Source organism: Kitasatospora sp. NBC_01539 (genome assembly GCF_045040525.1).
Taxonomy (GTDB): Bacteria; Actinomycetota; Actinomycetes; order Streptomycetales; family Streptomycetaceae; genus Kitasatospora.
In genome coordinates this window covers 2,181,736-2,201,450 of sequence record NZ_CP109390.1, presented here as the reverse complement: position 1 = coordinate 2,201,450, position 19,715 = coordinate 2,181,736, and the positions used below count along the sequence as shown (strand labels likewise).

The following is a 19,715-nucleotide window of genomic DNA, read 5'->3' as shown; positions in this document are numbered from 1 at the left end:
GCCGACCGGGTGAGGGCGGTCAGGCGCCGAGCGAGAGCCCGGCGATGCCGTGGCCGAGGGTGCGGGCGGTGCCGTCGGCCTTGGTGCGAAGGTAGCGGACGTTGCTGTCGGAGAGGTGCACGCCGGTCGGCACGCGATCGGCGACCTCGATGCCGAGGGCGCCGAGCTGGGCCGCCTTGTCGGGGTTGTTGCTGAGCAGCCGGATGCCGGTGGCGCCGAGGGCGGTGAGCATCTGCGCGGCGGCGGTGTAGTCGCGGCCGTCCTCGGGCAGGCCGAGCGCGGTGTTGGCCTGGTAGGTGTCGAGGCCGGAGTCCTGGAGGGCGTAGGCGTCGAGCTTGTTGTACAGGCCGATGCCGCGGCCCTCCTGGCGCAGGTAGAGCAGGTAGCCGCCGGCCTCGGCGATCCGCTCGACGGACTCGCGCAGCTGGGGGCCGCAGTCGCAGCGGGCCGAGCCGAAGACGTCGCCGGTCAGGCACTCGGAGTGCAGCCGCACCAGGGGCGTGCCGGTGGCCGGGGTGGGCTCGCCGAGGGCGAGGGCGAGGTGTTCGGCACCGTCGGCGAGGCCGTGGAAGGTGTACACCCCGGCGTCCGCGCGGTAGCCGTCCGGGAAGGCGAGCGGGATGCGGACGTGGGACCGCACGCGGGCGGGCGCGGGCCGCGGCGTCCGGGCGGTGTCGGTGTGCGGCATGCCGGCCTCCGTGATCGGTAAGTGGTTCAAATTCGAACCGCTTGCTCGACCGTACCGTGTAGTTCCAATATGAACAACCGTCGTCCGTTCCTGCCCCGCCCGTCCCGTTCGGCCCACCATCCCCGGCCGACCCGCCCGACCGCTGCGCAAGCTGGGTGAAGGATGTCGCCGATCTCAGGGAGCACCATGTCCAAGGCGTTCGCGTACCGGGCGTACGGAGGACCGGAGAACCAGGAGTTCCTGGAACGGCCCGTACCCGCCCCCGGACCGGGGCAGCTGCTGGTCCTCGTCCGCGCCGCCGGGGTCAACCCGGTGGACTGGAAGATCCGCAACGGCTGGCTCGGCACCGGCGGCCCGCTGCCCGGCGTCTTCGGCGTCGAGGCGTCCGGCGTCGTCCAGCAGACCGGCGCCGGCGTCGACGGCTTCACCCCCGGCGAGGAGGTCTTCGGCACCGCCGTCGCCGGCGGCTACGCCGAGCACACCCTGCTCGACGCCGCCGGCACCGCCCACAAGCCGCTCGGCGTCACCTTCGCCGAGGCCGCCGCGCTGCCGGTGGCCGCCGCCACCGCGTACGACGCCGTCGAACAGCTCGGCCTGGAAGCCGGCCGCACCCTGCTGGTGCTCGGCATCGCGGGCGGCGTCGGCAGCGCCGCCGCCCAGATCGCCCGGGCCCGCGGACTGACCGTCATCGGCACCGCCTCCGACCGCAACCGGGAGTACGTCGAGGGTCTCGGCGCCGTCCAGATCCGCTACGGCGAGGGTGTCGCCGACCGCATCCGCGCCGCCGCCCCGGACGGCGTCGACGGGATCATCGACCTCATCGGCGGCGAGGACCTCCGCGAGGCCGCCCCCGTGCTCGCCGACCGCACCCGGCTCGTCTCCACCGTCGACCCCGGGACGGCCGCCGCCCTCGGCGGCGGCGCCGTGCACCGCGCCCCGGCCGGCGCCGCGCTCACCGCGCTCGCCGGGCTCGTCACCGACGGCGCGCTCGACCCCCGGATCACCGGCAGCTTCCCGCTCGACCGCGCCCCCGAGGCGCTCGCCGAGGTCGAGACCGGACACGCCCGCGGCAAACTCGTCCTGGTGATGGAGTGACATGAAGATCGACAGGCCCGCCATCGGCGCCCCCTGCTGGGTGGAGCTCGCCACCGTCGAACCCGACGCCTCCAAGGTGTTCTACCGCGAACTCTTCGCCTGGCGCACCGAGACCGACCTCCGGCCCGAGGCCGGTGGCTACACCGCGCTGATGCTCGGCGCCGAACCCGTCGCCGGACTCAGCCCGCTCCGCACCTCCGGGCAGCCCACCACCTGGACGGTCTCCTTCGCCGTACCCGACGCCGACGCCGCCGCGCAGGCCGTCCGCGCCGCCGGCGGCCGCATCCTCGCGGAACCGGTCGAGGTGCTCGACCTCGGCCGCTTCGCGGTGGCCGCCGACCCGGGCGGCGCCGCCTTCGCCCTCTGGCAGGCCCGCGCCTTCAACGGCACCACCCTCATCGACGAACCTGGCTCCCTCGGCTGGGTCGAACTCGCCACCCGCGACACCGCCGCGGCGAAGGAGTTCTACCCCCGGGTGCTCGGCTGGAGCGTCACCGTCGGCGAGATGTACACCCAGTGGGGCCTGCCCGGACGCGACTTCGGCGGCATGACCGACATGGCCGACCAGTTCCCGGCCGACGCCGCGCCCTACTGGATGCCGTACTTCGCGGTCGCCGACGTCGACACCACCGCCGAGCGCGCGGCCGTGCTCGGCGCCACCGTCGTGCTCCCGCCCACCGACGTGCCGGACGGTCCCCGGCTCGCCGTGCTGCGCGACCCGCAGGGCGCCGTCCTCGGCATCCACGTCGCCGGGACGGTGGCCGAACCCGTCGGCAAGCCCTAGGGCGTGTCCGACAGCGCCCGACGCCGCGCGCCGATCCGCCGCGAATCGTCGGAAACGCCCTGGCGGAGCACTACGAGCGGGACGCCGACGGTTCGGCGGCGGGCGCGGCCACCGGAGCCGGGCCCGCCCCGCGGCGGTGCCGGCGGAACACCACCGCCGCGCCGATCAGGGTGACCGCCACCGAGCCGTACGGCACCCAGTCGCCGAGCCGGTCGTACCAGGTCAGGGCGGCCGGATCGGCCAGCGGCACCCGGACGGTCAGCGCCCCGGACGCGTCCGTGCCGAGCCGGGCCAGCCGACGGCCCTGCCGGTCGTACGCCACGGACTCGCCGGTCAGCGCCGCCTGCACCACCGGGCGGCCCGTCTCGGCCGCCCGGATCGCCCCCAGCGAGGCGTGCTGCGCCGGAGCGGACGTCGACTGGAACGTCGACGTCGACGACTGGTAGACGAGCACCGGCGCCCCCGCCCGCGCGGCCGCCCGCGCCATGTCGGGGAACGCCGACTCGAAGCAGATCAGCGCACCCACCGGCAGCGGGCGGCCGTCCGCGGCGGTCGCGGGCAGCAGGTGGAACGCGCTGCCCGGCGCGCGGTTCTCCCCGGCGGCCTTGCTCACCCCCGAGATCCAGCCGAGCGCCGAACGGAATGGGATGTACTCGCCGAACGGCACCAGCCGGATCTTGCGGTAGCGGGCCGCGACGCCGTCCGGGGTGACGAGCACCGCGTCCTTGGAGATCCGGCCGTCGGCCTTGCGGGCGTCCTCGCCGACGACCAGCTGCGCGCCGGTCGTCGCGGAGAGCTTCCGCAGGCCCGCCAGCACCGCGGCGTCCGTGTCCAGGTCGGCCGTGGTGCTGCTCTCCGCCCACACCACGAGGTCCAGCTGCCGCCCCACCAGACCCCGGGTGATCCGGGTGCTCGCGGCCAGCCGCGAGACCTCGTCGGAGGTCTGGCCGGGCTGCACCAGCGCCACCGTCGCACTGCCGCCGCCGGCCGGTGCGGGCAGCACCGCGAACAGCACCGGCCCCGCGACGAGCACCACGACGGCCGCCACCACGGGCAGCGCCCGCACCCGGCCGGTGCACACCAGCACGACCGCCGTGTTGCACGCCGCCACCGCCGCGCTCACCAGCCACACCCCGCCCACCGAGGCCAGCGCCAGCACCGCCGGGTGCTCCCACTGGCTGGCGCCGAGCAGCGCCCACGGGCCGCCGAGCGCATGCCAGGACCGGACGAACTCGCAGCTCACCCAGACCGCGGGCAGTACGACCAGCGCCGTCGCCGCCGCCCGCAGGCCCGCCGGACGGTGCAGCAGCCGCCACACCGCGAACCCGAACACGCCCTGCACCGTACCGACCAGCACCGCCAGCACGAGCAGGGCCGGCCCGATCGACGGCGTCAGCCAGTACATCGCCGCCAGGATGAACCCGGCGCCGAACCACCAGCCGCGGACGGCCGCCTCGCGCCCGTCCGGGGCCCGCTGCATCAGCAGCATGCCGGGCACCAGCGCCACCCACGCCAGCCAGGCCAGGCCCGCACCGGGGAAGGCCGCCACCGGCAGGGCGCCGGCGGCGAGCGAGGCGTAACGGGCGGGCCGGGTCAGGGCGGTGCGCAGGCTCATGCGGAGATTGTCCTCCCGGACGCGCGCGATCATGCGCCGACGTGCGGCGCGGTCCGCGGCGCACGTCGGGTCGGGCATCGCCCGGCCCCGGCCGCGCGCCGCCCGCGGAGGTCAGGCGTCGCCCTCCAGATCGCCCTCGGTCTCCAGGAACGCCGCCCGCAGCTCCTCGATCAGGCGCGGGTCCGGCTCGGCCCACAGCCCGCGGTCGGCCGCCTCCAGCAGGCGCTCGCTGATGCCGTGCAGCGCCCACGGATTGGCCTCGCTCAGGAACTCCCGGTTGACCGGGTCGAGCACGTACTCCTCGGTGAGCTTCTCGTACATCCAGTCGGCGACCACCCCGGTGGTGGCGTCGTAGCCGAAGAGGTAGTCGACGGTCGCGGCCATCTCGAAGGCGCCCTTGTAACCGTGCCGCCGCATCGCCTCCATCCAGCGCGGGTTCACCACGCGGGCGCGGAAGACCCGGGCCGCCTCCTCGGTCAGCGTCCGGGTGCGCACCGTCTCCGGGCGGGTCGAGTCGCCGATGTACGCCGCCGGGTTCTTCCCGGTCAGCGCCCGTACGGTGGCCACCATGCCGCCGTGGTACTGGAAGTAGTCGTCGGAGTCGGCGATGTCGTGCTCGCGGGTGTCGGTGTTCTTCGCGGCGACGGTGATCCGCCGGTACGCGGTCTCCATCTCCTCCCGCGCCGGCCGGCCGTCCAGCCCGCGGCCGTACGCGTAGCCGCCCCACACCGTGTACACCTCGGCGAGGTCGGCGTCGGTGCGCCAGTCCCGGCTGTCGATCAGCTGCAGCAGGCCCGCCCCGTACGTGCCCGGGCGGGAGCCGAACACCCGGACGGTCGCCCGGCGTTCGTCACCGTGCTCGGCCAGGTCGGCCTGCACGTGCGCGCGGACGAAGTTGTCCTCGTCGGCCTCCTCCTGCCCGGCGGCGAGCCGCACGGCGTCGTCCAGCAGGGCGACCACGTGCGGGAAGGCGTCCCGGAAGAACCCGGAGATCCGCAGCGTCACGTCGATCCGGGGACGGCCCAGCTCCGCCACGGGCACCGCCTCCAGGCCGGTCACCCGGCGCGAGGCGTCGTCCCACACCGGGCGCACGCCCAGCAGCGCGAAGGCCTCGGCGATGTCGTCGCCCGCGGTGCGCATCGCACTCGTGCCCCACAGCGAGAGGCCCACCGACGGCGGGTACGTGCCGTCGTTATCGGCGCGGTAGCGCTCGACCAGCGACGCCGCGAGCGCCTGCCCGGTCTCCCACGCCAGCCGGCTCGGCACCGCCTTCGGGTCGACCGAGTAGAAGTTGCGGCCGGTCGGCAGCACGTTGACCAGCCCGCGCAGCGGCGAGCCGGACGGGCCGGCCGGCACGAAGCCGCCGTTCAGCGCGTGCAGCACCGCGTCCAGCTCGTCCGTGGTCGCCGCCAGACGCGGCACCACCTGGCGGGCCGCGAAGTCGAGGACGTCGCGGACGGCGTCGGGATGCCCGGCCGCGACCTTCTCCACCGCCTCCGGCGACCAGGCCTCCGCCTCCATCGCCTCGACCAGGGCACGGGCCTGCGCCTCGGCGGCGTCGGTGGCGCCCAGCGTCAGCGCCGCCTCGTCCAGGCCGAGCGCCTCGCGCAGACCCGGCAGGGCGCTGACCCCGCCCCAGATCTGCCGGGCGCGCAGGATGGCGAGCACCAGGTTGACCCGGTCGGTGCCGGCCGGCGCCTGGCCCAGCACGTGCAGGCCGTCCCGGATCTGGGCGTCCTTCACCTCGCACAGCCAGCCGTCGACGTGCAGCAGGAAGTCGTCGAAGCCGTCGTCCTCGGGCCGCGCGTCGAGACCGAGGTCGTGGTCGAGGCGGGCCGCCTGGATGAGCGTCCAGATCTGGGCGCGGATCGCGGGCAGCTTCGCCGGGTCCATCGCGGCGATCGACGAGTACTCGTCGAGCAGCTGCTCCAGCCGCGCGATGTCGCCGTAGCTGTCGGCGCGCGCCATCGGCGGCACCAGGTGGTCGACCAGCGTGGCGTGGGCGCGGCGCTTGGCCTGGGTGCCCTCGCCCGGGTCGTTCACCAGGAACGGGTAGACCAGCGGCAGGTCGCCGATGACGGCGTCCGGCCCGCAGTCCGCCGACAGCGCCGCCGTCTTGCCCGGCAGCCACTCCAGGTTGCCGTGCTTCCCGAGGTGGATGACCGCGTGCGCGCCGAAGCCGCCGTCCTCCTGCGCCGCCGCGATCCAGCGGTACGCCGCCAGGTAGTGGTGGCTCGGCGGGAGGTCCGGGTCGTGGTAGATCGCGACCGGGTTCTCGCCGAAGCCGCGCGGCGGCTGGATCAGCACCAGCAGGTTGCCCGAGCGGATCGCGGCGAGCACGATGTCGCCGTCCGGGTTCTGCGAGCGGTCGACGTACAGCTCGCCCGGCGGCGGGCCCCAGTGCGCCTCGACGCCGGCGCGCAGGCCCTCCGGGAGGCCCGCGTACCAGCGGCGGTAGTCGGCGGCGGGGATGCGGACCGGGTTGCGGGCGAGCTGCTCCTCCGTCAGCCAGTCCTGGTCGTAACCGCCGGCCGCGATCAGCGCGTGGATGAGCGCATCGCCCTCGTGCTGGACCTTTCGCCCGCTCGCCTCCGTGCCCTCCTGGCCCGGTGCCGACGGTCGTCGCTCCGTCGCTCCCGCGTCGCTCCCGCGCTCCTCCCTTTCGGCACCGGCGGGCCCTTCGGCTCGGGGCGCGGCTTCCCGCCCGCCCGCCGGTGTGTCGAGTCCCGGCAGGTCGGTGCCGAGGTCCATGCCCTCCGCGCGCAGCCGCGCCAGCAGCCGCATCGCGCTCGCCGGGGTGTCCAGGCCGACGGCGTTGCCGACCCTGGCGTGCTTCGTCGGGTACGCGGACAGCACCAGCGCGAGCCGCCGCTCGGCGGCCGGGGTGTGGCGCAGCTGCGCGTGGCGCACGGCGATGCCGGCGACCCGGGCGGCCCGCTCCGGGTCGGCGCGGTAGACGGTGAGGCCGTCCTCGTCGAGCTCCTTGAAGGAGAACGGCACGGTGATCAGCCGGCCGTCGAACTCCGGCACGGCGATCTGGGTGGCCGTGTCGAGCGGGGAGAGGCCGTCGTCGCTCTCCTCCCACCGGCTGCGCGACCAGGTCAGGCAGAGGGCCTGCAGGATCGGGCGGTCGAGGGCGGCGAGCGCGCCCGCGTCCCAGGCCTCCTCGTCGCCGCCGGCCTGCGCGTCGGCCGGGCGGGTGCCGCCCGCGGCGAGCACCGTGGTGACGATCGCGTCGGCCCGAGCCAGCTCGGCGAGCAGCTCCGGCTCGGCGCCGCGCAGCGAGGAGCAGTACAGCGGCAGGGCGCGGGCGCCCCGGTCCTCGATCGCCGAGCACAGCGTCTCGACGAAGGCGGTGTTGCCGCTCATGTGGTGGGCGCGGTAGTAGAGCACCGCGATCAGGGGACCGTCCGTGTGCCGCTGCGCGCGCTCCAGCGGGCCCCAGTCGGGTGCGGAGGCGGGCGGGGCGAAGCCGTGGCCGGTGAGCAGCACGGTGTCCGAGAGGAACGCGCCGAGTTCGGCGAGGTTGGCCGGCCCGCCGTGCGCGAGGTAGGCGTGCGCCTCGGCGGCGATGCCCGCAGGCACGGTGGAGAGCTCCATCAGCTGGGCGTCGGGGGCCTGTTCGCCGGTCAGCACGATCACCGGGCGGGGGCCGGCCAGCAGGGCGTCGAGCCCGTCCTCCCAGGCCCGCCGGCCGCCGAGCAGCCGCACGACGACCAGGTCGGTGCCGTCCACCAGCGCGGGCAGGTCGTCGGCGGTGAGCCTGGCGGGGTTACCGAGCCGGAAGGGCACCGGGCCCTGCGCGGCGCGGGCGCTCAGCAGGTCGGTGTCGGAGGTCGACAGCAGCAGGATCATGCGGAGGGCCTCCCGGCCAGGTCGGTGTTCCGGGTCGCGAGTCGCGGGGTCGGCCGTGCCGGGGGAGCGGGCGGTGCGGGCTCGGCGCGTCCGGTACGGACGGCGGAGCCGGGCAGGCGGCATCGCACAGGTCGGACCTTCCTCGGGGTCCGCGCCCCTCGGTGTGCTCCCGGCCGGAGACCGGGAGAAGGCGGAGGACGGCGGGAGTTCCTGGCTCCACGGCAGGCTGAGCCGTGGTTACAGTGGCGGGACCGCACCGGATTTGCACCGGTTTCCTCCGCTTGCCGTCGCTGGCGTCGGGCCGTCCTCACGGACCGCCCGGCAGCATCGTACGGGGTGCCGCACGGCTGCGGGACAGGGCGCCGACTGTGATCTACGAGACGGGGGCGGCCCGCCGCACCCTCTGTATGCTCGCCGCCATGCCCGCTTCACCCGACGCCGCTGCGCGAGGCTCCGCCCTGCCCGGCCGGGGCGGCGCGGACGCCTGCCCCGGGGCTCTCCGTCTGCACGCCGCCGACGACGGCGCCCTGGCCCGGGTGCGCCTGCCCGGCGGACTCCTGACGGCCCGTCAGCTCGTGGCGCTCGCCGACGCCGCCGAGCAGCTCGGCGACGGCGCACCGGAGACCACCTCGCGCGGCAACGTCCAGTTGCGCGGCCTGCCTTCGGACTGCGGGGCCGAACTCGCCCGGCGGCTGCGCGAGGCCGGGCTGCTGCCCTCCGAGACGCACGAGCGGGTGCGCAACATCGTCGCCTCGCCGTACGCCGGGGTCGACGGCCGCGGCCACGCCGACGTGCAGGGCTGGGTGCGCGCGCTCGACGCGGAGCTGTGCGCGAGCGGCTGGGCGGCCGGACTGTCCGGCAAGTTCCTCTTCGCCCTGGACGACGGCCGCGGCGACGTCGCCGCCCTCGACGCCGATGTGACGTTGATCGCAGCGCCCGGCGGCACCGCGCTGCTCCGGCTCGGCCGGGCCGGCAGCGTCCGCCCGGTCGGTGCGCCCGTGGCCGCCGCGCTCGCCGCCGCCCGCGACTTCCTGGCGGCCGCGGCCGGCCGGGCCTGGCACCTGCGGGAACTCCCCGACCTGCTGCCGCCCGGCACCGAACCGCTGCCCGCTCCGGTCGGCGGCGCGCCCGCGCTCGGCGCCCTGCCCGGCGGGATCGCCGTCGGCACCCGCTTCGGCCGGGCCGCCGCCGACCGGTGGCGCCTGCTGGCGGAGGTGTCCGCCGGTGAGATCCGGCTGACGCCGTGGCGGGGGGCCGTCCTGCCCGGCGTGCCCGCCGACCGGCTGCCCGAACTGGCCGCCGCCGGGTTCCTGACCCGGCCGGGCACCGCCTGGGACCGCGCCACCGCCTGCACCGGCCTGCCCGGCTGCGCGAAGTCGCTCGCCGACGTCCGCACCGACGCCGCCCGCGCACTGGAGCACGCGGCCGGCGCGGCCCGAACGGCCGCGCACCCCGGCGTGCCGTCCGGCGCGGCCCGCACTCCGGAGCGCGCCGGTGCCACGGCGCCGCCCGTGCACTGGTCGGGCTGCGAGCGGCGCTGCGGACACCCCGCGGGGCGATGGGTGGACGTGCTCGCGCTCGGGCAGGGCTACCGGGTGACGCCGGTCGGCACGACGGCGCCTTCAGTGGATGTGACGACGGAAGAGATGGCCGAGGCGGTCGCCGAGGCCCGGAGGATCACGTGATCGAGTACGAGAAGGACGGCGCGGCCATCTACCGGCAGTCCTTTGCCACCATCCGGGCGGAGGCCGATCTGGCCGCGCTGCCCGAGGACGTCGCCCGGGTCGCGGTGCGGATGATCCACGCCTGCGGCATGACCGACCTGGTCGAGGACCTCGTGTACTCGCCCGGCGCGGTCGCCGCCGCCCGGGCGGCCCTGCTCGCCGGGGCGCCGATCCTCTGCGACGTCAACATGGTCGCCAGCGGGGTGACGCGCAAGCGCCTGCCCGCAGGCAACGAGGTCGTCTGCACCCTCACCGACCCGGCGGTGCCCGAGCTGGCCCGCCGGATGGGCACCACCCGCAGCGCCGCCGCCATGGAGCTGTGGCTGCCCCGGCTGGAGGGTGCGGTGGTGGCCGTCGGCAACGCCCCGACCTCGCTCTTCCGGCTGCTGGAGATGGTCGAGGCGGGCGCACCCCGCCCGGCCGCGGTGATCGGCGTGCCCGTCGGCTTCATCGGCGCCGCCGAGTCGAAGCAGGCCCTGGCCGAACACCCCGCCGCACTGGAGCACCTGGTGGTGCGCGGCCGCCGCGGCGGCAGCGCGATGGCCGCCGCCGCCGTCAACGCGATTGCGAGTGAAGAAGAGTGACGGGCCGTCTGTACGGCGTCGGGCTCGGCCCCGGCGACCCCTCCCTGCTGACCGTCCGTGCCGCCGAACTCATCGGCAAGGCCGACGTGGTGGCGTACCACAGCGCCCGGCACGGGCGTTCCATCGCCCGCTCGATCGCCGACCGGTACCTGACGGGCGGGCAGATCGAGGAGAAGCTGGTCTACCCGATCACGGTCGAGACCACCGACCACCCCGGCGGCTACCGCGGCGCACTCGACGACTTCTACGAGGAGGCGTCCGCCCGGCTCGCCGCCCACCTGGACGCCGGCCGCGACGTCGTCGTCCTCGCCGAGGGCGACCCGCTGTTCTACGGCTCCTACCAGCACATGCACAAGCGCCTCGCGCACCGGTACCCGACCGAGGTGGTGCCCGGCGTGACCTCGGTCAGCGCCGCCGCCGCCCGGCTCGGCACGGCGCTGGTGGAGGCCGAGGAGACCCTGACGATCATCCCCGGCACCCTGCCCGAGGAGGAGCTGACCGCCCGGCTCGCCTCCGCGGACTCCGCCGTGATCATGAAGCTCGGCCGGACCTTCCCCGCCGTCCGCCGCGCCCTGGAACGGGCCGGCCGCCTCGCCGACGCGCAGTACGTCGAACGGGCCTTCATGGACGGCGAGCGCACCCTGCCCCTCGCCGAGGTCGACGCCGACTCGGTGCCGTACTTCTCCGTCGCCGTCCTGCCCAGCAAGGTGGCACCGCTGGACGCCGCCGAGCCCGAACCGGACGGCCCCGGCGAGGTCGTCGTCGTCGGCACCGGCCCCGCCGGGCCGCTCTGGCTGACCCCGGAGGCCCGCGGCGCCCTCGCCGCCGCCACCGACCTGGTCGGCTACACCACCTACCTCGACCGGGTGCCCGTGCGGCCCGGCCAACTGCGCCACGGCTCCGACAACAAGGTCGAGGCCGAGCGCGCCGAGTTCGCCCTCGACCTGGCCCGCCGCGGTCGCCGGGTGGCCGTCGTCTCCTCCGGCGACCCCGGCGTCTTCGCGATGGCCACCGCCGTGCTGGAGGCCGCCGGCGCCGACCCGTACCGCTCGGTGCCGGTGCGGGTGCTGCCCGGCATGACCGCCGCGCACGCCGCCGCCTCCCGGGCGGGCGCCCCGCTCGGCCACGACTACGCCGTGGTCTCGCTCTCCGACCGGCTCAAGCCGTGGACGGTCATCGCCGAACGGCTGCGCGCCGCCGCCGCGGCCGACCTGGTGCTGGCGCTCTACAACCCCGGCTCGAAGTCCCGCACCACCCAGGTCGGCCTGGCCCGCGACCTGATGCTGGAGTACCGGGCCGCCGACACCCCCGTGGTGATGGCCCGCGACGTCGGCGGCCCCACCGAGCGGGTGCGCACCGTGCGCCTGGCGGACCTCGACCCGGCGCAGGTCGACATGCGCACCCTGCTGCTGATCGGCTCCTCGCAGACCCGCCTCGTGCAGCGCGACGACGGCACCGAGGTGGTCTGGACACCGCGCCGCTACCCGGAGGACTGAGCCCGCCGCCGGCCCCGGGCCGGCGGCGCGGAGCCGTGCCGTGCGGCGGTGAGTGTCCGCCGCACGGCACCCCGGGGACGCCGGGCGCTGGAACAATGGCGCCATGGCCGAACCTCACATGCCAGAACGCCACGCCCAGCTGCTCGCCTACGCACAGGGCCTGACACCGCCGTCGGGGTGGAAGGTCGAGATCTCCGGCGACGAGATCATCATGATGGCCGGACCGTCGGTGATCCACCAGCGTAATCTGCTGGTCGTCCGTGAGCAGTTCGACGCTGCCCGCCCGGCCGATCTGATGCCGAGCGAGAACACCGACCTCGCCTCGCCGAACGTCGGCAAGCTCCGCAACCCCGACCTCACCTACATTCCGACCGCGGTCGTCGAACTCGGCGGCAACGACGTCCCGGCGGAGCTCGCGGCCATCGCGGTCGAGATCGTCTCCCCGTCGAACCCCGAGAACGACCTGGTCGGCAAGGTCCGTGACTACCCGCTCATGGACATTCCGATGTACCTGCTCGTCGACCCCCGCGAGGGCGTCGTCACCCTGTACTCGGAGCCCGCAGCCGGGGTCTACCACCGGCAGTGGAACGGTACGTTCGGCGACACCGTCCCGATCCCGGAGCCCTTCGGCTTCGGCCTCGCCACCACGGGCCTGATCCGCTACCCGGCCTGACCGCCGCGGCGCGCCGTCAGGGCTCGGGCCACAGCTCCACGGAGTGCGCCGCGACCCGGCCGCCGATCAGGCGCAGGGCCTCCGCGGCGGGCAGCGGGCCGGGCCGGCGGCCGTCGCGCAGTCGCAGCGCCACCCGTCCGTCGGCGGCCTCCGCCGCGCCGACCACGGCCTGGTACGGCACCAGCCGCCCGGCCCGGACCCGCGCGCCGAGGGTGCCGGCGTCCGGGCCGGCGAGCTCCGCCCGCAGGCCGCGGACGACGGCCTCCCGCACGAGCTCCTCGGCCTGCGGCCGCTGCTCCTCGCCGACCGGCAGGACGAGCAGCTGCACCGGCGCCAGCCAGGCGGGGAACGCCCCCTGGTGGACCTCGACGAGGTGGGCGACGGCCCGCTCCACGCTGCCGATCACCGCGCGGTGCACCATCACCGGGCGGTGCCGGGCGCCGTCCGGGCCGGTGTAGCCGAGGTCGAACCGGGCCGGCTGGTGGAAGTCGACCTGCACGGTCGAGAGGGTCGACTCGCGCCCCGCCCGGTCGGCGACCTGCACGTCGATCTTCGGCCCGTAGAAGGCGGCCTCGCCGCCCGCCTCCTCGTAGGCGACGCCCGCCGCGTCCAGCGCCTCGACGAGCACGGCGTTCGCCCGGCGCCACAGTGCCGGGTCCGCGACGTACTTGCCGCCCTCGGCGGGCAGCGACAGCCGGTACCGGGCGGCGGTGATGCCGAGCGCCCCGTACGCCTGCCGGATCAGGGCCAGCGCGGCCAGCACCTCGCCGGCCACCTGGTCGGGACGGCAGAACACGTGGGCGTCGTTGAGCTGCATCGCCCGGACCCGGGTCAGCCCGCCGAGCACCCCGGACAGCTCGGAGCGGAACATGCCGCCGAGCTCCGCCATGCGCAGGGGCAGCTCGCGGTGGCTGTGCGGGCGGGAGCGGAAGAGCACCGCGTGGTGCGGGCAGAGGCTGGGGCGCAGCACCATCTCCTCACCGCCGATCCCCATCGGCGGGAACATGTCGTCGCGGTAGTGCGCCCAGTGCCCGGACATCTCGTACAGCTCGCGCTTGCCGAGGACGGGCGAGTACACGTGCCGGTAGCCGGCCTGCCGTTCGAGTTCGCGGACGTACTCCTCCAGGGCGTGCCGGACGGCCGCGCCGTCGGGCAGCCAGAAGGGCAGGCCGGCGCCGATCAGCGGGTCGGTGTCGAAGAGGTCCAGAGCGCGGCCGAGGCGGCGGTGGTCGTGCACGGCGGTCTCCCTCGCGGGTGGCGGGGGCGGGTGACCGGAGGGACGGCGAAGCCCCGGGGCACTCGCCCCGGGGCTTCGTCGGACAGCAGGTGTCAGCGCGCCGGGACGTGGTCCGGCGTCGTCGTGGCTGCTGCACCGACAGGCTTCATGCGGGCAGGCTAGCCCGCCGTGCGGGCGGGGCGCACCCGGATTTCCGCCGCGCGGTGCGCCGTCCGCCGCGCGGCCCGGTCAGGCGGCCTTCGGCAGCGGGAAGGCGGAGCGCATGATCGCGTCGAAGGCGGCGTCCGGCAGCAGCCGCTTGGCGATCATCGTGCCGCGGGCCATCGCCCCGATCGCGTAGCGGGCCCGCGGGCGGCGCACGGTCGCGGCGCGGACGACGACCCTGGTGGCGGTCTCCGCGGTCACGGCGCCGTTGCGGCGGGTGAAGGCGCGGGTGGCGTAGAGCTCCGCGAGCTCCGTGGTGAAGCTGCCGTACGGGCCGCCGTGGTCGGCGCCGCCGGGCATGGTGCCGACCGCGGTGCCGCCGAACTCCGTCATCGTGGGCCCGGGCTGGACGACCACGACCTCCACGCCGAAGGGTGCGACCTCCAGCCGCAGCGAGTCGCTGATCGCCTCCACCGCGTGCTTCGTCGCGTGGTAGAAGGCGCCGCCGGGCGGGGAGAAGCGCCCGCCCATGGAGGAGATGTTGACGATCCGTCCGTGGCCGGCGCGGCGCATGCCGGGCAGCACGAGCTGCGCCATCCGCACGAGCCCGAAGACGTTGGTGTCGAACTGCGCGCGGACCTCCTCGGGCGAGGCCAGCTCGACCGGCCGGTGCAGCCCGTACGCGGCGTTGTTGACCAGCACGTCGACCTGGCCGTGGGCCTCCTCGACGGCGGCCACGGCCGCGGCCATCGACGCCTCGTCGGTGACGTCGAGCGGGAGCGTCGCGATGCCGAGGGCGGCGAGGTCGGCGAGCGTCCCGGGGCGGCGCGCGGTGGCGTGGACGCGGTGGCCGAGTCCGTGCAGGGCGAGGGCGGCCTGCCGGCCGAGGCCGGTGGAGCAGCCGGTGATCAGGACGGTCCTGGGGGTGCTCATGGGTTCCTGCCTTCGTGGGCGGGGGGAGGGGTCGGGGTGGCGGCGGGCTCTCCCGGTCGGTGCAGGAGGTTCCAGACGGCCTCCTCCGCGCGGGCGAGGGACTCGGCCGGGAGTGCACCGAGGCCGGCGGGCCGGTGCCGTCTCACCAGCCCGGCGAAGGCGCCGAGGGCGAGCGCGACGAGGTCGGCGGCGTCGCCGTCGCGGATCTCGCCGGCCTGCTGGCCGCGCTGCACGAAGTCGGCGGAGAGCTGGTCGACCTCGGCGGTCAGGGCCCGGCTGCCGGGGGCGAGGAAGGTGTCGTGCTGCTGGTTCTCCAGGAACACGAACGCCTCCGGGCGGGCGGTCGCGTAGCGGGTGAAGCCGCGCCAGTGGCGGGCGAACTCCTCGCGCGCGGACCGGGCGGGCCCGCCCTCGGCCATCGCCGCGGCGAGCTCGTCGAGCAGGGCGCGCTTGGCGTCCTGGAAGGCCGCGTTGCCGAGCGCCTCCTTGCTCGGGAAGTACCGGTAGATGCTGCCGACGCCGACGCCGGCGCGCTGGGCGACGGCGGGCATCTGGGTGCCTTCGTAGGTGCGCTCGGCGAAGAGCGCGACGGCGGCGTCGAGGAGCTGCCGGGGGAGGTCCGGCCTGCGCGTGGTCACGGAATGAATATTCATTCCGTAATGGAGGGCTGTCAAGCCCCGCAGGTCCGTACCGGAGGGGCCGGACCGGTCAGCGGCGGGCCGACAGCCAGGCGAGCGCGCCCGGGACGTCCTCGGCCACGGGGACGCCCACCGGCGTCGCGGGGCGGCGCACCACGACCACCGGCAGGCCGAGCTCGCGGGCGGCGGCCAGCTTCGGGGCGGTGGCCGTCCCGCCGCTGTCCTTGGTCACCAGCACCTCGATCCGGTGGTCGCGCATGACCGCCAGCTCGCCGTCGAGGGTGAACGGCCCGCGGTCGAGCAGCACCTCGGTGCGGGGCGGGCGCGGCGGCTCGGGGGCGTCCACCGAGCGGGCCAGGAAGTACGTCGTCCTGAGGTGCGCGAAGGCCGACAGCCCCTGGCGGCCGGTGGTGAGGAAGACCCGGCGGCCGAGGCCGGGCAGCGCGTCGGCGGCCTCGGCGAGGCAGGCCACCGGATGCCAGTCGTCGCCGTCGACCCGCCCCCAGCCGGGCCGCCGCAGGACGAGCAGGGGAACATGGGTGTCGGCGGCCGCGAGGGCCGCGTTCCGGCTGATCCGCTCGGCGAAGGGATGGGTGGCGTCGATGACCGCGTCCACACGGTGCTCGCGCAGCCACTCGGCGAGTCCGGCCGGGCCGCCGAAGCCGCCGATCCGCACCGCGCCCTCGGGCAGCCGCGGCTCGGCCACCCGGCCCGCGAGCGAGCTGGTGACCTCCAGCGCCGGGTCGGCCGTCAGGTCGGCGGCCAGGCGGCGGGCCTCGGTGGTGCCGCCGAGGATCAGGACGTGCATCGGGACTCCAGGAGGCGGACGTGACTGAGGCGGGCGGCCGGGCGGCGCAGCTGAAGAGTAGCGGGCTGCGGCACGGCTGGACGACGGGTGCGTGCGCGACCGCCGCCGCCACCGCGGCCTACACGGCGTTGCTGACCGGGGAGTTCCCCGATCCGGTGGTGATCACTCTGCCGAAGGGCCAGCAGCCGGCGTTCGCGCTGGCCGTCGAGGAGCTCGCCGGGGGCCGGGCGACCGCGGGCGTGGTGAAGGACGCGGGCGACGACCCGGACGTCACCCACGGCGCACTCGTCCGTGCGACGGTCACGGCGGCCGCGCCGGGCGCGGGCGTGGTGTTCCGGGCGGGCCCGGGCGTGGGCACGGTCACCAAGGCGGGCCTGCCGCTGCCGGTCGGCGAGCCGGCGATCAACCCGGTGCCGCGGCAGATGATCCGGGACGCGGTGGCGGGGGTCGCCGCCGCGCACGGCGGCACCGGCGACGTCCTCGTGGAGGTGTCGGTCGACCACGGCGAGGAGATCGCCCGCTCGACGTGGAACCCGCGCCTCGGCATCCTCGGCGGACTGTCGATCCTCGGCACGACGGGCATCGTGGTGCCGTACTCCTGCTCGGCCTGGATCGACTCCATCCGGCGCGGGATCGACGTCGCCCGCGCGGCGGGGCGCACCCACGTGGCGGGGTGCACCGGCTCGACGTCCGAGAAGGTCGCGGTGGCGGTGCACGGGCTGCCGGAGGACGCGCTGCTCGACATGGGCGACTTCGCGGGGGCGGTGCTGAAGTACCTGAAGCGGCACCCGGTGCCGCGCCTGACCGTCGCCGGGGGTTTCGCGAAGCTCTCCAAGCTGGCGGCCGGCCACCTCGACCTGCACTCGGCCCGGTCGCAGGTCGACAAGGGGTACCTGGCCGGGCTGGCCCGGCAGGGCGGGGCGTCGCCGGAGCTCGCCGACCGGGTCGCGGCCGCGAACACCGGCCTGGAGGCCGTGCAGTTGTGTGCCGCCGCGGGGGTGCCGCTCGGCGACCTGGTGGCGGAGGGGGCCCGGGCCACCGCCCTCGGCGTGCTGACCGGCTCGCCGGTGGCGGTGGACGTGATCTGCATCGACCGCGCGGGCGCGATCGTGGGCCGGGCGGCGCCGGCGGGGCCGGGCGTCAGCCGATGACGGCCTGCGCGTCGATCTCCACCAGCATCGGCTCCTGCGGGAGTTCGACGAAGACGGTGGTGCGGCAGGGCTTCACGCCGCCCGCCGGCACGTTCTCCTCGATGAAGGCGGCGTAGACCTCGTTCATCAGCGGGAAGTGCGCACGCTCCGTCAGGTACACGCGGAACATCACCACGTCCTCGATCGTCGCCCCGCCCGCCTCGACGATCGCCTTGACGTTCTCCAGGGTGCGCCGGGTCTGCGCCCGGACGTCGCCGTGGTGGAGGTACTCGCCCGTCGCCGGGTCCTGCGGGCCCTGGCCGGAGACCTGCAGGATCGGGCCCTTGCGCACGCCCTGGGAGAACGTCCAGGCGGGGGCGGGGGCGCCGTCCGTGCGGATCTCGGTCTTGCCGTTCATGGGGTTCGCTCCTTCTGTGCGCCCGACGGTCCGTCAGGCTTCCGTGGCGCCCGCGTCGGCGGAGACCGCCCGGGCGGTGGCGAGCAGCTGCGGCAGCAGCTCCAGCACCTGGTCGTAGGGCAGCACGACGTCGGGCACCGAGACGGAGGCCGCCGCCACCACCCGGCCGGTGGCGTCCCGTACGGGTGCGGCGACGCAGTTGATGAACGTCTCGTGCTCGGCGTGGTCCTGCGCCCAGCCCTGGGCGGCGACCTGCTCCAGCTCGGCGAGCAGGGCCTTCGGGCCGGTGAGGGTGTGCGGGGTGTGCGGGGTGTAGGTGATGCCGGCGGCGACCCGGCGGCGTTCGGCGGGCGGCAGGTCGGCGAGCAGCACCTTGGCCACGGCGGTGCAGTGCAGGGAGGCCCGCAGCCCGACCCGGGAGTACATCCGCACCGGCTGCCGGGAGTCGTACTTGTCGATGTAGACGACCTCGCCGCCCTCGTACGCGGCGAGGTGCACCGTCTGCCCGGTCGCGGCGTTCAGCGCGGCGAGGTGCGGTGCGGCGGTGCGGCGGATGCCGCGCTGCTCCAGGGCCAGGCCGGCGAGGGCGAAGAGCCCGGCACCGAGGTGGTAGCGGTAGGCCGCGTCGCGGTGCACGAACCGCTCCTCCTCCAGGCTCTGCAGCAGCCGCAGCACCGTGGTCTTGTGCACGCCGAGCACCTCGGCCAGCTGGTCGAGGGAGCGTTCGCCCTCGCCGAGTTCGGCGAGCAGGCGCAGTGCGCGGGAGACGGTCTGGCTCATGGCGTTCCTGGTGCTCCGAGGGGTGCGGCGGGCCGGGTCGGTACGGGTGACACGATGCCATCCGCGGTGACCCGGGTCGCGGCCCACTCCTCCTCCGACGCGTCGAGCAGCGCCGCCACGGCCAGCGGGGGGTGCGGCCGGGCGCGGTCGCCGCGGGCGGTGAGCGCGCCCGCGGCGGTGAGGTGGCCCAGGCGCAGCCGTCGGCGCTGGTCGAGGCCGCGCAGCAGGCCGGCGAGGTAGCCGGCGGCGAAGGCGTCGCCGGCGCCGGTCGGTTCGACGACGTCGACGGCCAGGGCGGGCTCGGTGGTGACGCCGTCGCGGGTGAGGGCGGTCGCCCGGTGCCCGGAGTCCTTGACGACGACGGCGGCGGGTCGGGGGAACATCGCGCGCAGGGCGTGCGGGTCGCCGGTGCCGAGGGCGTCCTCGGCCTCGTCCGCGCCGAGCAGCAGGACGTCGGCGGCGCCGAGCAGGGCGGGCAGGACGCCGGGGTCGCGGTGGCGCCACAGGCCGGGCCGCCAGTTGAGGTCGAAGCTGACGGTCCGGCCGGGGCGGCGGTCGGCGAGCAGGGCGCGGACGAGCGCCAGGCAGCCGTCGGAGAGGGCGGGGGTGATGCCGGTCAGATGCAGGAGCCGGGCGCCGTCGAGGAGCCGGGCGGCGGCGGGGTCGGCGAGCAGGGCGGGGGAGAGGGCGGAGGCCGCGGAGCCCGTCCGGTAGTAGTGCAGGCGGCTGCGGCCGGCGCCGAGGTCGTACGGCAGGGCCGAGCCGCCGGTCTCCTTCACGTAGAGGCCGGTGGGCCGGTGCGGGTCGACGGCGACGGCGGAGACGTCCACGCCGCGGGCGGCGAGGTCGGTGGTGATCCGGCGGCCGAAGCCGTCGTCGCCGACGCCGCCGATCCAGGCGGCGGGCACGCCGAGGGCGGCGAGGCCGCACGCGGTGTTGGACTCCGCCCCGCCGACCGAGACGCGGAAGCCGCCGGCGGCCTCCAGCGGGCCGGGCCGGTCGGGCAGCAGCACCGCCATCGACTCGCCGAGGCAGACCGCCTGCGGGCCGGGCCGTTGCTCCGCCATGCGCCGCACCTTCCGCCGTGTCGTTGACCGCTGTCCGGCGTGAATG

General features: G+C 75.9%; 17 protein-coding genes and 1 riboswitch. Of the genes, 7 read left to right on the top strand and 10 right to left on the bottom strand.

What is annotated here, in order from left to right; translation table 11 throughout:
• Positions 1-19: 19 nt before the first annotated feature.
• Positions 20-688 (bottom strand): GTP cyclohydrolase II, encoded by a 669-nt coding sequence (gene ribA / locus OG335_RS09435; RefSeq protein WP_405010593.1) that lies wholly within the window; start codon positions 686-688, stop codon positions 20-22.
• 186 nt (positions 689-874) lie between these two features.
• On the opposite strand from ribA, the gene OG335_RS09430 reads away from it, so the two are divergent.
• The gene (locus tag OG335_RS09430; protein ID WP_405010592.1) at positions 875-1,783 is read left to right on the top strand and encodes an NADP-dependent oxidoreductase; all 909 of its coding nucleotides are present in this window, start codon (positions 875-877) and stop codon (positions 1,781-1,783) included.
• Position 1,784: 1 nt separating this feature from the next.
• On the top strand, positions 1,785-2,567 hold the full coding sequence (locus OG335_RS09425; protein WP_405010591.1) for a VOC family protein: 783 nt from the start codon (positions 1,785-1,787) through the stop codon (positions 2,565-2,567).
• 70 nt (positions 2,568-2,637) lie between these two features.
• On the opposite strand, the gene lnt is transcribed toward OG335_RS09425, so the two are convergent.
• Complete coding sequence (gene lnt, locus OG335_RS09420; RefSeq protein ID WP_405010590.1) at positions 2,638-4,182, bottom strand: apolipoprotein N-acyltransferase; 1,545 nt, start codon at positions 4,180-4,182, stop codon at positions 2,638-2,640.
• A gap of 111 nt (positions 4,183-4,293) precedes the next feature.
• The gene (gene cobN / locus OG335_RS09415; protein ID WP_405010589.1) at positions 4,294-8,037 is read right to left on the bottom strand and encodes a cobaltochelatase subunit CobN; all 3,744 of its coding nucleotides are present in this window, start codon (positions 8,035-8,037) and stop codon (positions 4,294-4,296) included.
• A gap of 181 nt (positions 8,038-8,218) precedes the next feature.
• Positions 8,219-8,358, bottom strand: a riboswitch (cobalamin riboswitch).
• 98 nt (positions 8,359-8,456) lie between these two features.
• Between cobN and OG335_RS09410 the strand changes: the two genes are divergently transcribed.
• From OG335_RS09410 to OG335_RS09395, 4 genes are all read left to right on the top strand, one after another.
• Positions 8,457-9,722, top strand: a complete 1,266-nt coding sequence (locus tag OG335_RS09410; protein ID WP_405010588.1) for a hypothetical protein — start codon at positions 8,457-8,459, stop codon at positions 9,720-9,722.
• Complete coding sequence (locus tag OG335_RS09405; protein WP_405010587.1) at positions 9,719-10,345, top strand: precorrin-8X methylmutase; 627 nt, start codon at positions 9,719-9,721, stop codon at positions 10,343-10,345. The genes OG335_RS09410 and OG335_RS09405 overlap by 4 nt, the downstream gene beginning before the upstream one ends.
• Entirely contained in the window at positions 10,342-11,841 is a 1,500-nt protein-coding gene (locus OG335_RS09400) for a precorrin-2 C(20)-methyltransferase (RefSeq protein ID WP_405010586.1), read from the top strand. The genes OG335_RS09405 and OG335_RS09400 overlap by 4 nt, the downstream gene beginning before the upstream one ends.
• Before the next feature lie 103 nt (positions 11,842-11,944).
• Positions 11,945-12,514: a Uma2 family endonuclease gene (locus OG335_RS09395; RefSeq protein WP_405010585.1), complete on the top strand. Its 570-nt coding sequence runs from the start codon at positions 11,945-11,947 to the stop codon at positions 12,512-12,514.
• Positions 12,515-12,530: 16 nt separating this feature from the next.
• Here OG335_RS09395 and thrS read toward each other — a convergent pair whose 3' ends face one another.
• The 4 genes from thrS to OG335_RS09375 all read right to left on the bottom strand — a co-directional run bounded on the left by thrS (position 12,531) and on the right by OG335_RS09375 (position 16,274).
• Positions 12,531-13,751, bottom strand: a complete 1,221-nt coding sequence (gene thrS / locus OG335_RS09390; protein WP_405010584.1) for a threonine--tRNA ligase — start codon at positions 13,749-13,751, stop codon at positions 12,531-12,533.
• A 228-nt stretch (positions 13,752-13,979) separates the two neighbouring features.
• Positions 13,980-14,828 (bottom strand): SDR family NAD(P)-dependent oxidoreductase, encoded by an 849-nt coding sequence (locus tag OG335_RS09385; RefSeq protein ID WP_405010583.1) that lies wholly within the window; start codon positions 14,826-14,828, stop codon positions 13,980-13,982.
• Positions 14,825-15,466 (bottom strand): TetR/AcrR family transcriptional regulator, encoded by a 642-nt coding sequence (locus OG335_RS09380; protein WP_405010582.1) that lies wholly within the window; start codon positions 15,464-15,466, stop codon positions 14,825-14,827. Before OG335_RS09380 ends, OG335_RS09385 begins: the two co-directional genes overlap by 4 nt.
• 70 nt (positions 15,467-15,536) lie before the next feature.
• Positions 15,537-16,274 carry a cobalt-precorrin-6A reductase gene (locus OG335_RS09375; RefSeq protein ID WP_405010581.1) on the bottom strand — a complete coding sequence of 246 codons (738 nt, stop codon included), beginning with the start codon at positions 16,272-16,274 and terminating at the stop codon, positions 15,537-15,539.
• Between the two features lie 20 nt (positions 16,275-16,294).
• On the opposite strand from OG335_RS09375, the gene OG335_RS09370 reads away from it, so the two are divergent.
• Positions 16,295-17,425 (top strand): cobalt-precorrin-5B (C(1))-methyltransferase, encoded by a 1,131-nt coding sequence (locus OG335_RS09370; RefSeq protein ID WP_405010580.1) that lies wholly within the window; start codon positions 16,295-16,297, stop codon positions 17,423-17,425.
• On the opposite strand, the gene OG335_RS09365 is transcribed toward OG335_RS09370, so the two are convergent.
• Genes OG335_RS09365 through OG335_RS09355 form a run of 3 tightly spaced genes read right to left on the bottom strand, consistent with a single transcriptional unit; the run spans position 17,415 to position 19,669 of the window.
• The gene (locus tag OG335_RS09365; RefSeq protein ID WP_405010579.1) at positions 17,415-17,822 is read right to left on the bottom strand and encodes a RidA family protein; all 408 of its coding nucleotides are present in this window, start codon (positions 17,820-17,822) and stop codon (positions 17,415-17,417) included. The genes OG335_RS09370 and OG335_RS09365 overlap by 11 nt on opposite strands.
• A gap of 33 nt (positions 17,823-17,855) precedes the next feature.
• Positions 17,856-18,602, bottom strand: coding sequence for an IclR family transcriptional regulator (locus OG335_RS09360; protein ID WP_405010578.1), 747 nt, complete (start codon positions 18,600-18,602; stop codon positions 17,856-17,858).
• The gene (locus OG335_RS09355) at positions 18,599-19,669 is read right to left on the bottom strand and encodes a sugar kinase (protein ID WP_405010577.1); all 1,071 of its coding nucleotides are present in this window, start codon (positions 19,667-19,669) and stop codon (positions 18,599-18,601) included. The genes OG335_RS09360 and OG335_RS09355 overlap by 4 nt, the downstream gene beginning before the upstream one ends.
• Between the last annotated feature and the right edge of the window lie 46 nt (positions 19,670-19,715).

Excerpts from the sequence above, each read along its gene's own strand:
- OG335_RS09430 (WP_405010592.1), top strand. The coding sequence starts at position 875 with ATGTCCAAGGCGTTCGCGTACCGGGCGTACGGAGGACCGGAGAACCAG.
- OG335_RS09355 (WP_405010577.1), bottom strand. The coding sequence starts at position 19,669 with ATGGCGGAGCAACGGCCCGGCCCGCAGGCGGTCTGCCTCGGCGAGTCG.
- OG335_RS09365 (WP_405010579.1), bottom strand. The coding sequence starts at position 17,822 with ATGAACGGCAAGACCGAGATCCGCACGGACGGCGCCCCCGCCCCCGCC.
- OG335_RS09425 (WP_405010591.1), top strand. The coding sequence starts at position 1,785 with ATGAAGATCGACAGGCCCGCCATCGGCGCCCCCTGCTGGGTGGAGCTC.
- cobN (WP_405010589.1), bottom strand. The coding sequence starts at position 8,037 with ATGATCCTGCTGCTGTCGACCTCCGACACCGACCTGCTGAGCGCCCGC.
- OG335_RS09360 (WP_405010578.1), bottom strand. The coding sequence starts at position 18,602 with ATGAGCCAGACCGTCTCCCGCGCACTGCGCCTGCTCGCCGAACTCGGC.
- OG335_RS09410 (WP_405010588.1), top strand. The coding sequence starts at position 8,457 with ATGCCCGCTTCACCCGACGCCGCTGCGCGAGGCTCCGCCCTGCCCGGC.
- OG335_RS09395 (WP_405010585.1), top strand. The coding sequence starts at position 11,945 with ATGGCCGAACCTCACATGCCAGAACGCCACGCCCAGCTGCTCGCCTAC.
- lnt (WP_405010590.1), bottom strand. The coding sequence starts at position 4,182 with ATGAGCCTGCGCACCGCCCTGACCCGGCCCGCCCGTTACGCCTCGCTC.
- OG335_RS09375 (WP_405010581.1), bottom strand. The coding sequence starts at position 16,274 with ATGCACGTCCTGATCCTCGGCGGCACCACCGAGGCCCGCCGCCTGGCC.
- ribA (WP_405010593.1), bottom strand. The coding sequence starts at position 688 with ATGCCGCACACCGACACCGCCCGGACGCCGCGGCCCGCGCCCGCCCGC.
- OG335_RS09385 (WP_405010583.1), bottom strand. The coding sequence starts at position 14,828 with ATGAGCACCCCCAGGACCGTCCTGATCACCGGCTGCTCCACCGGCCTC.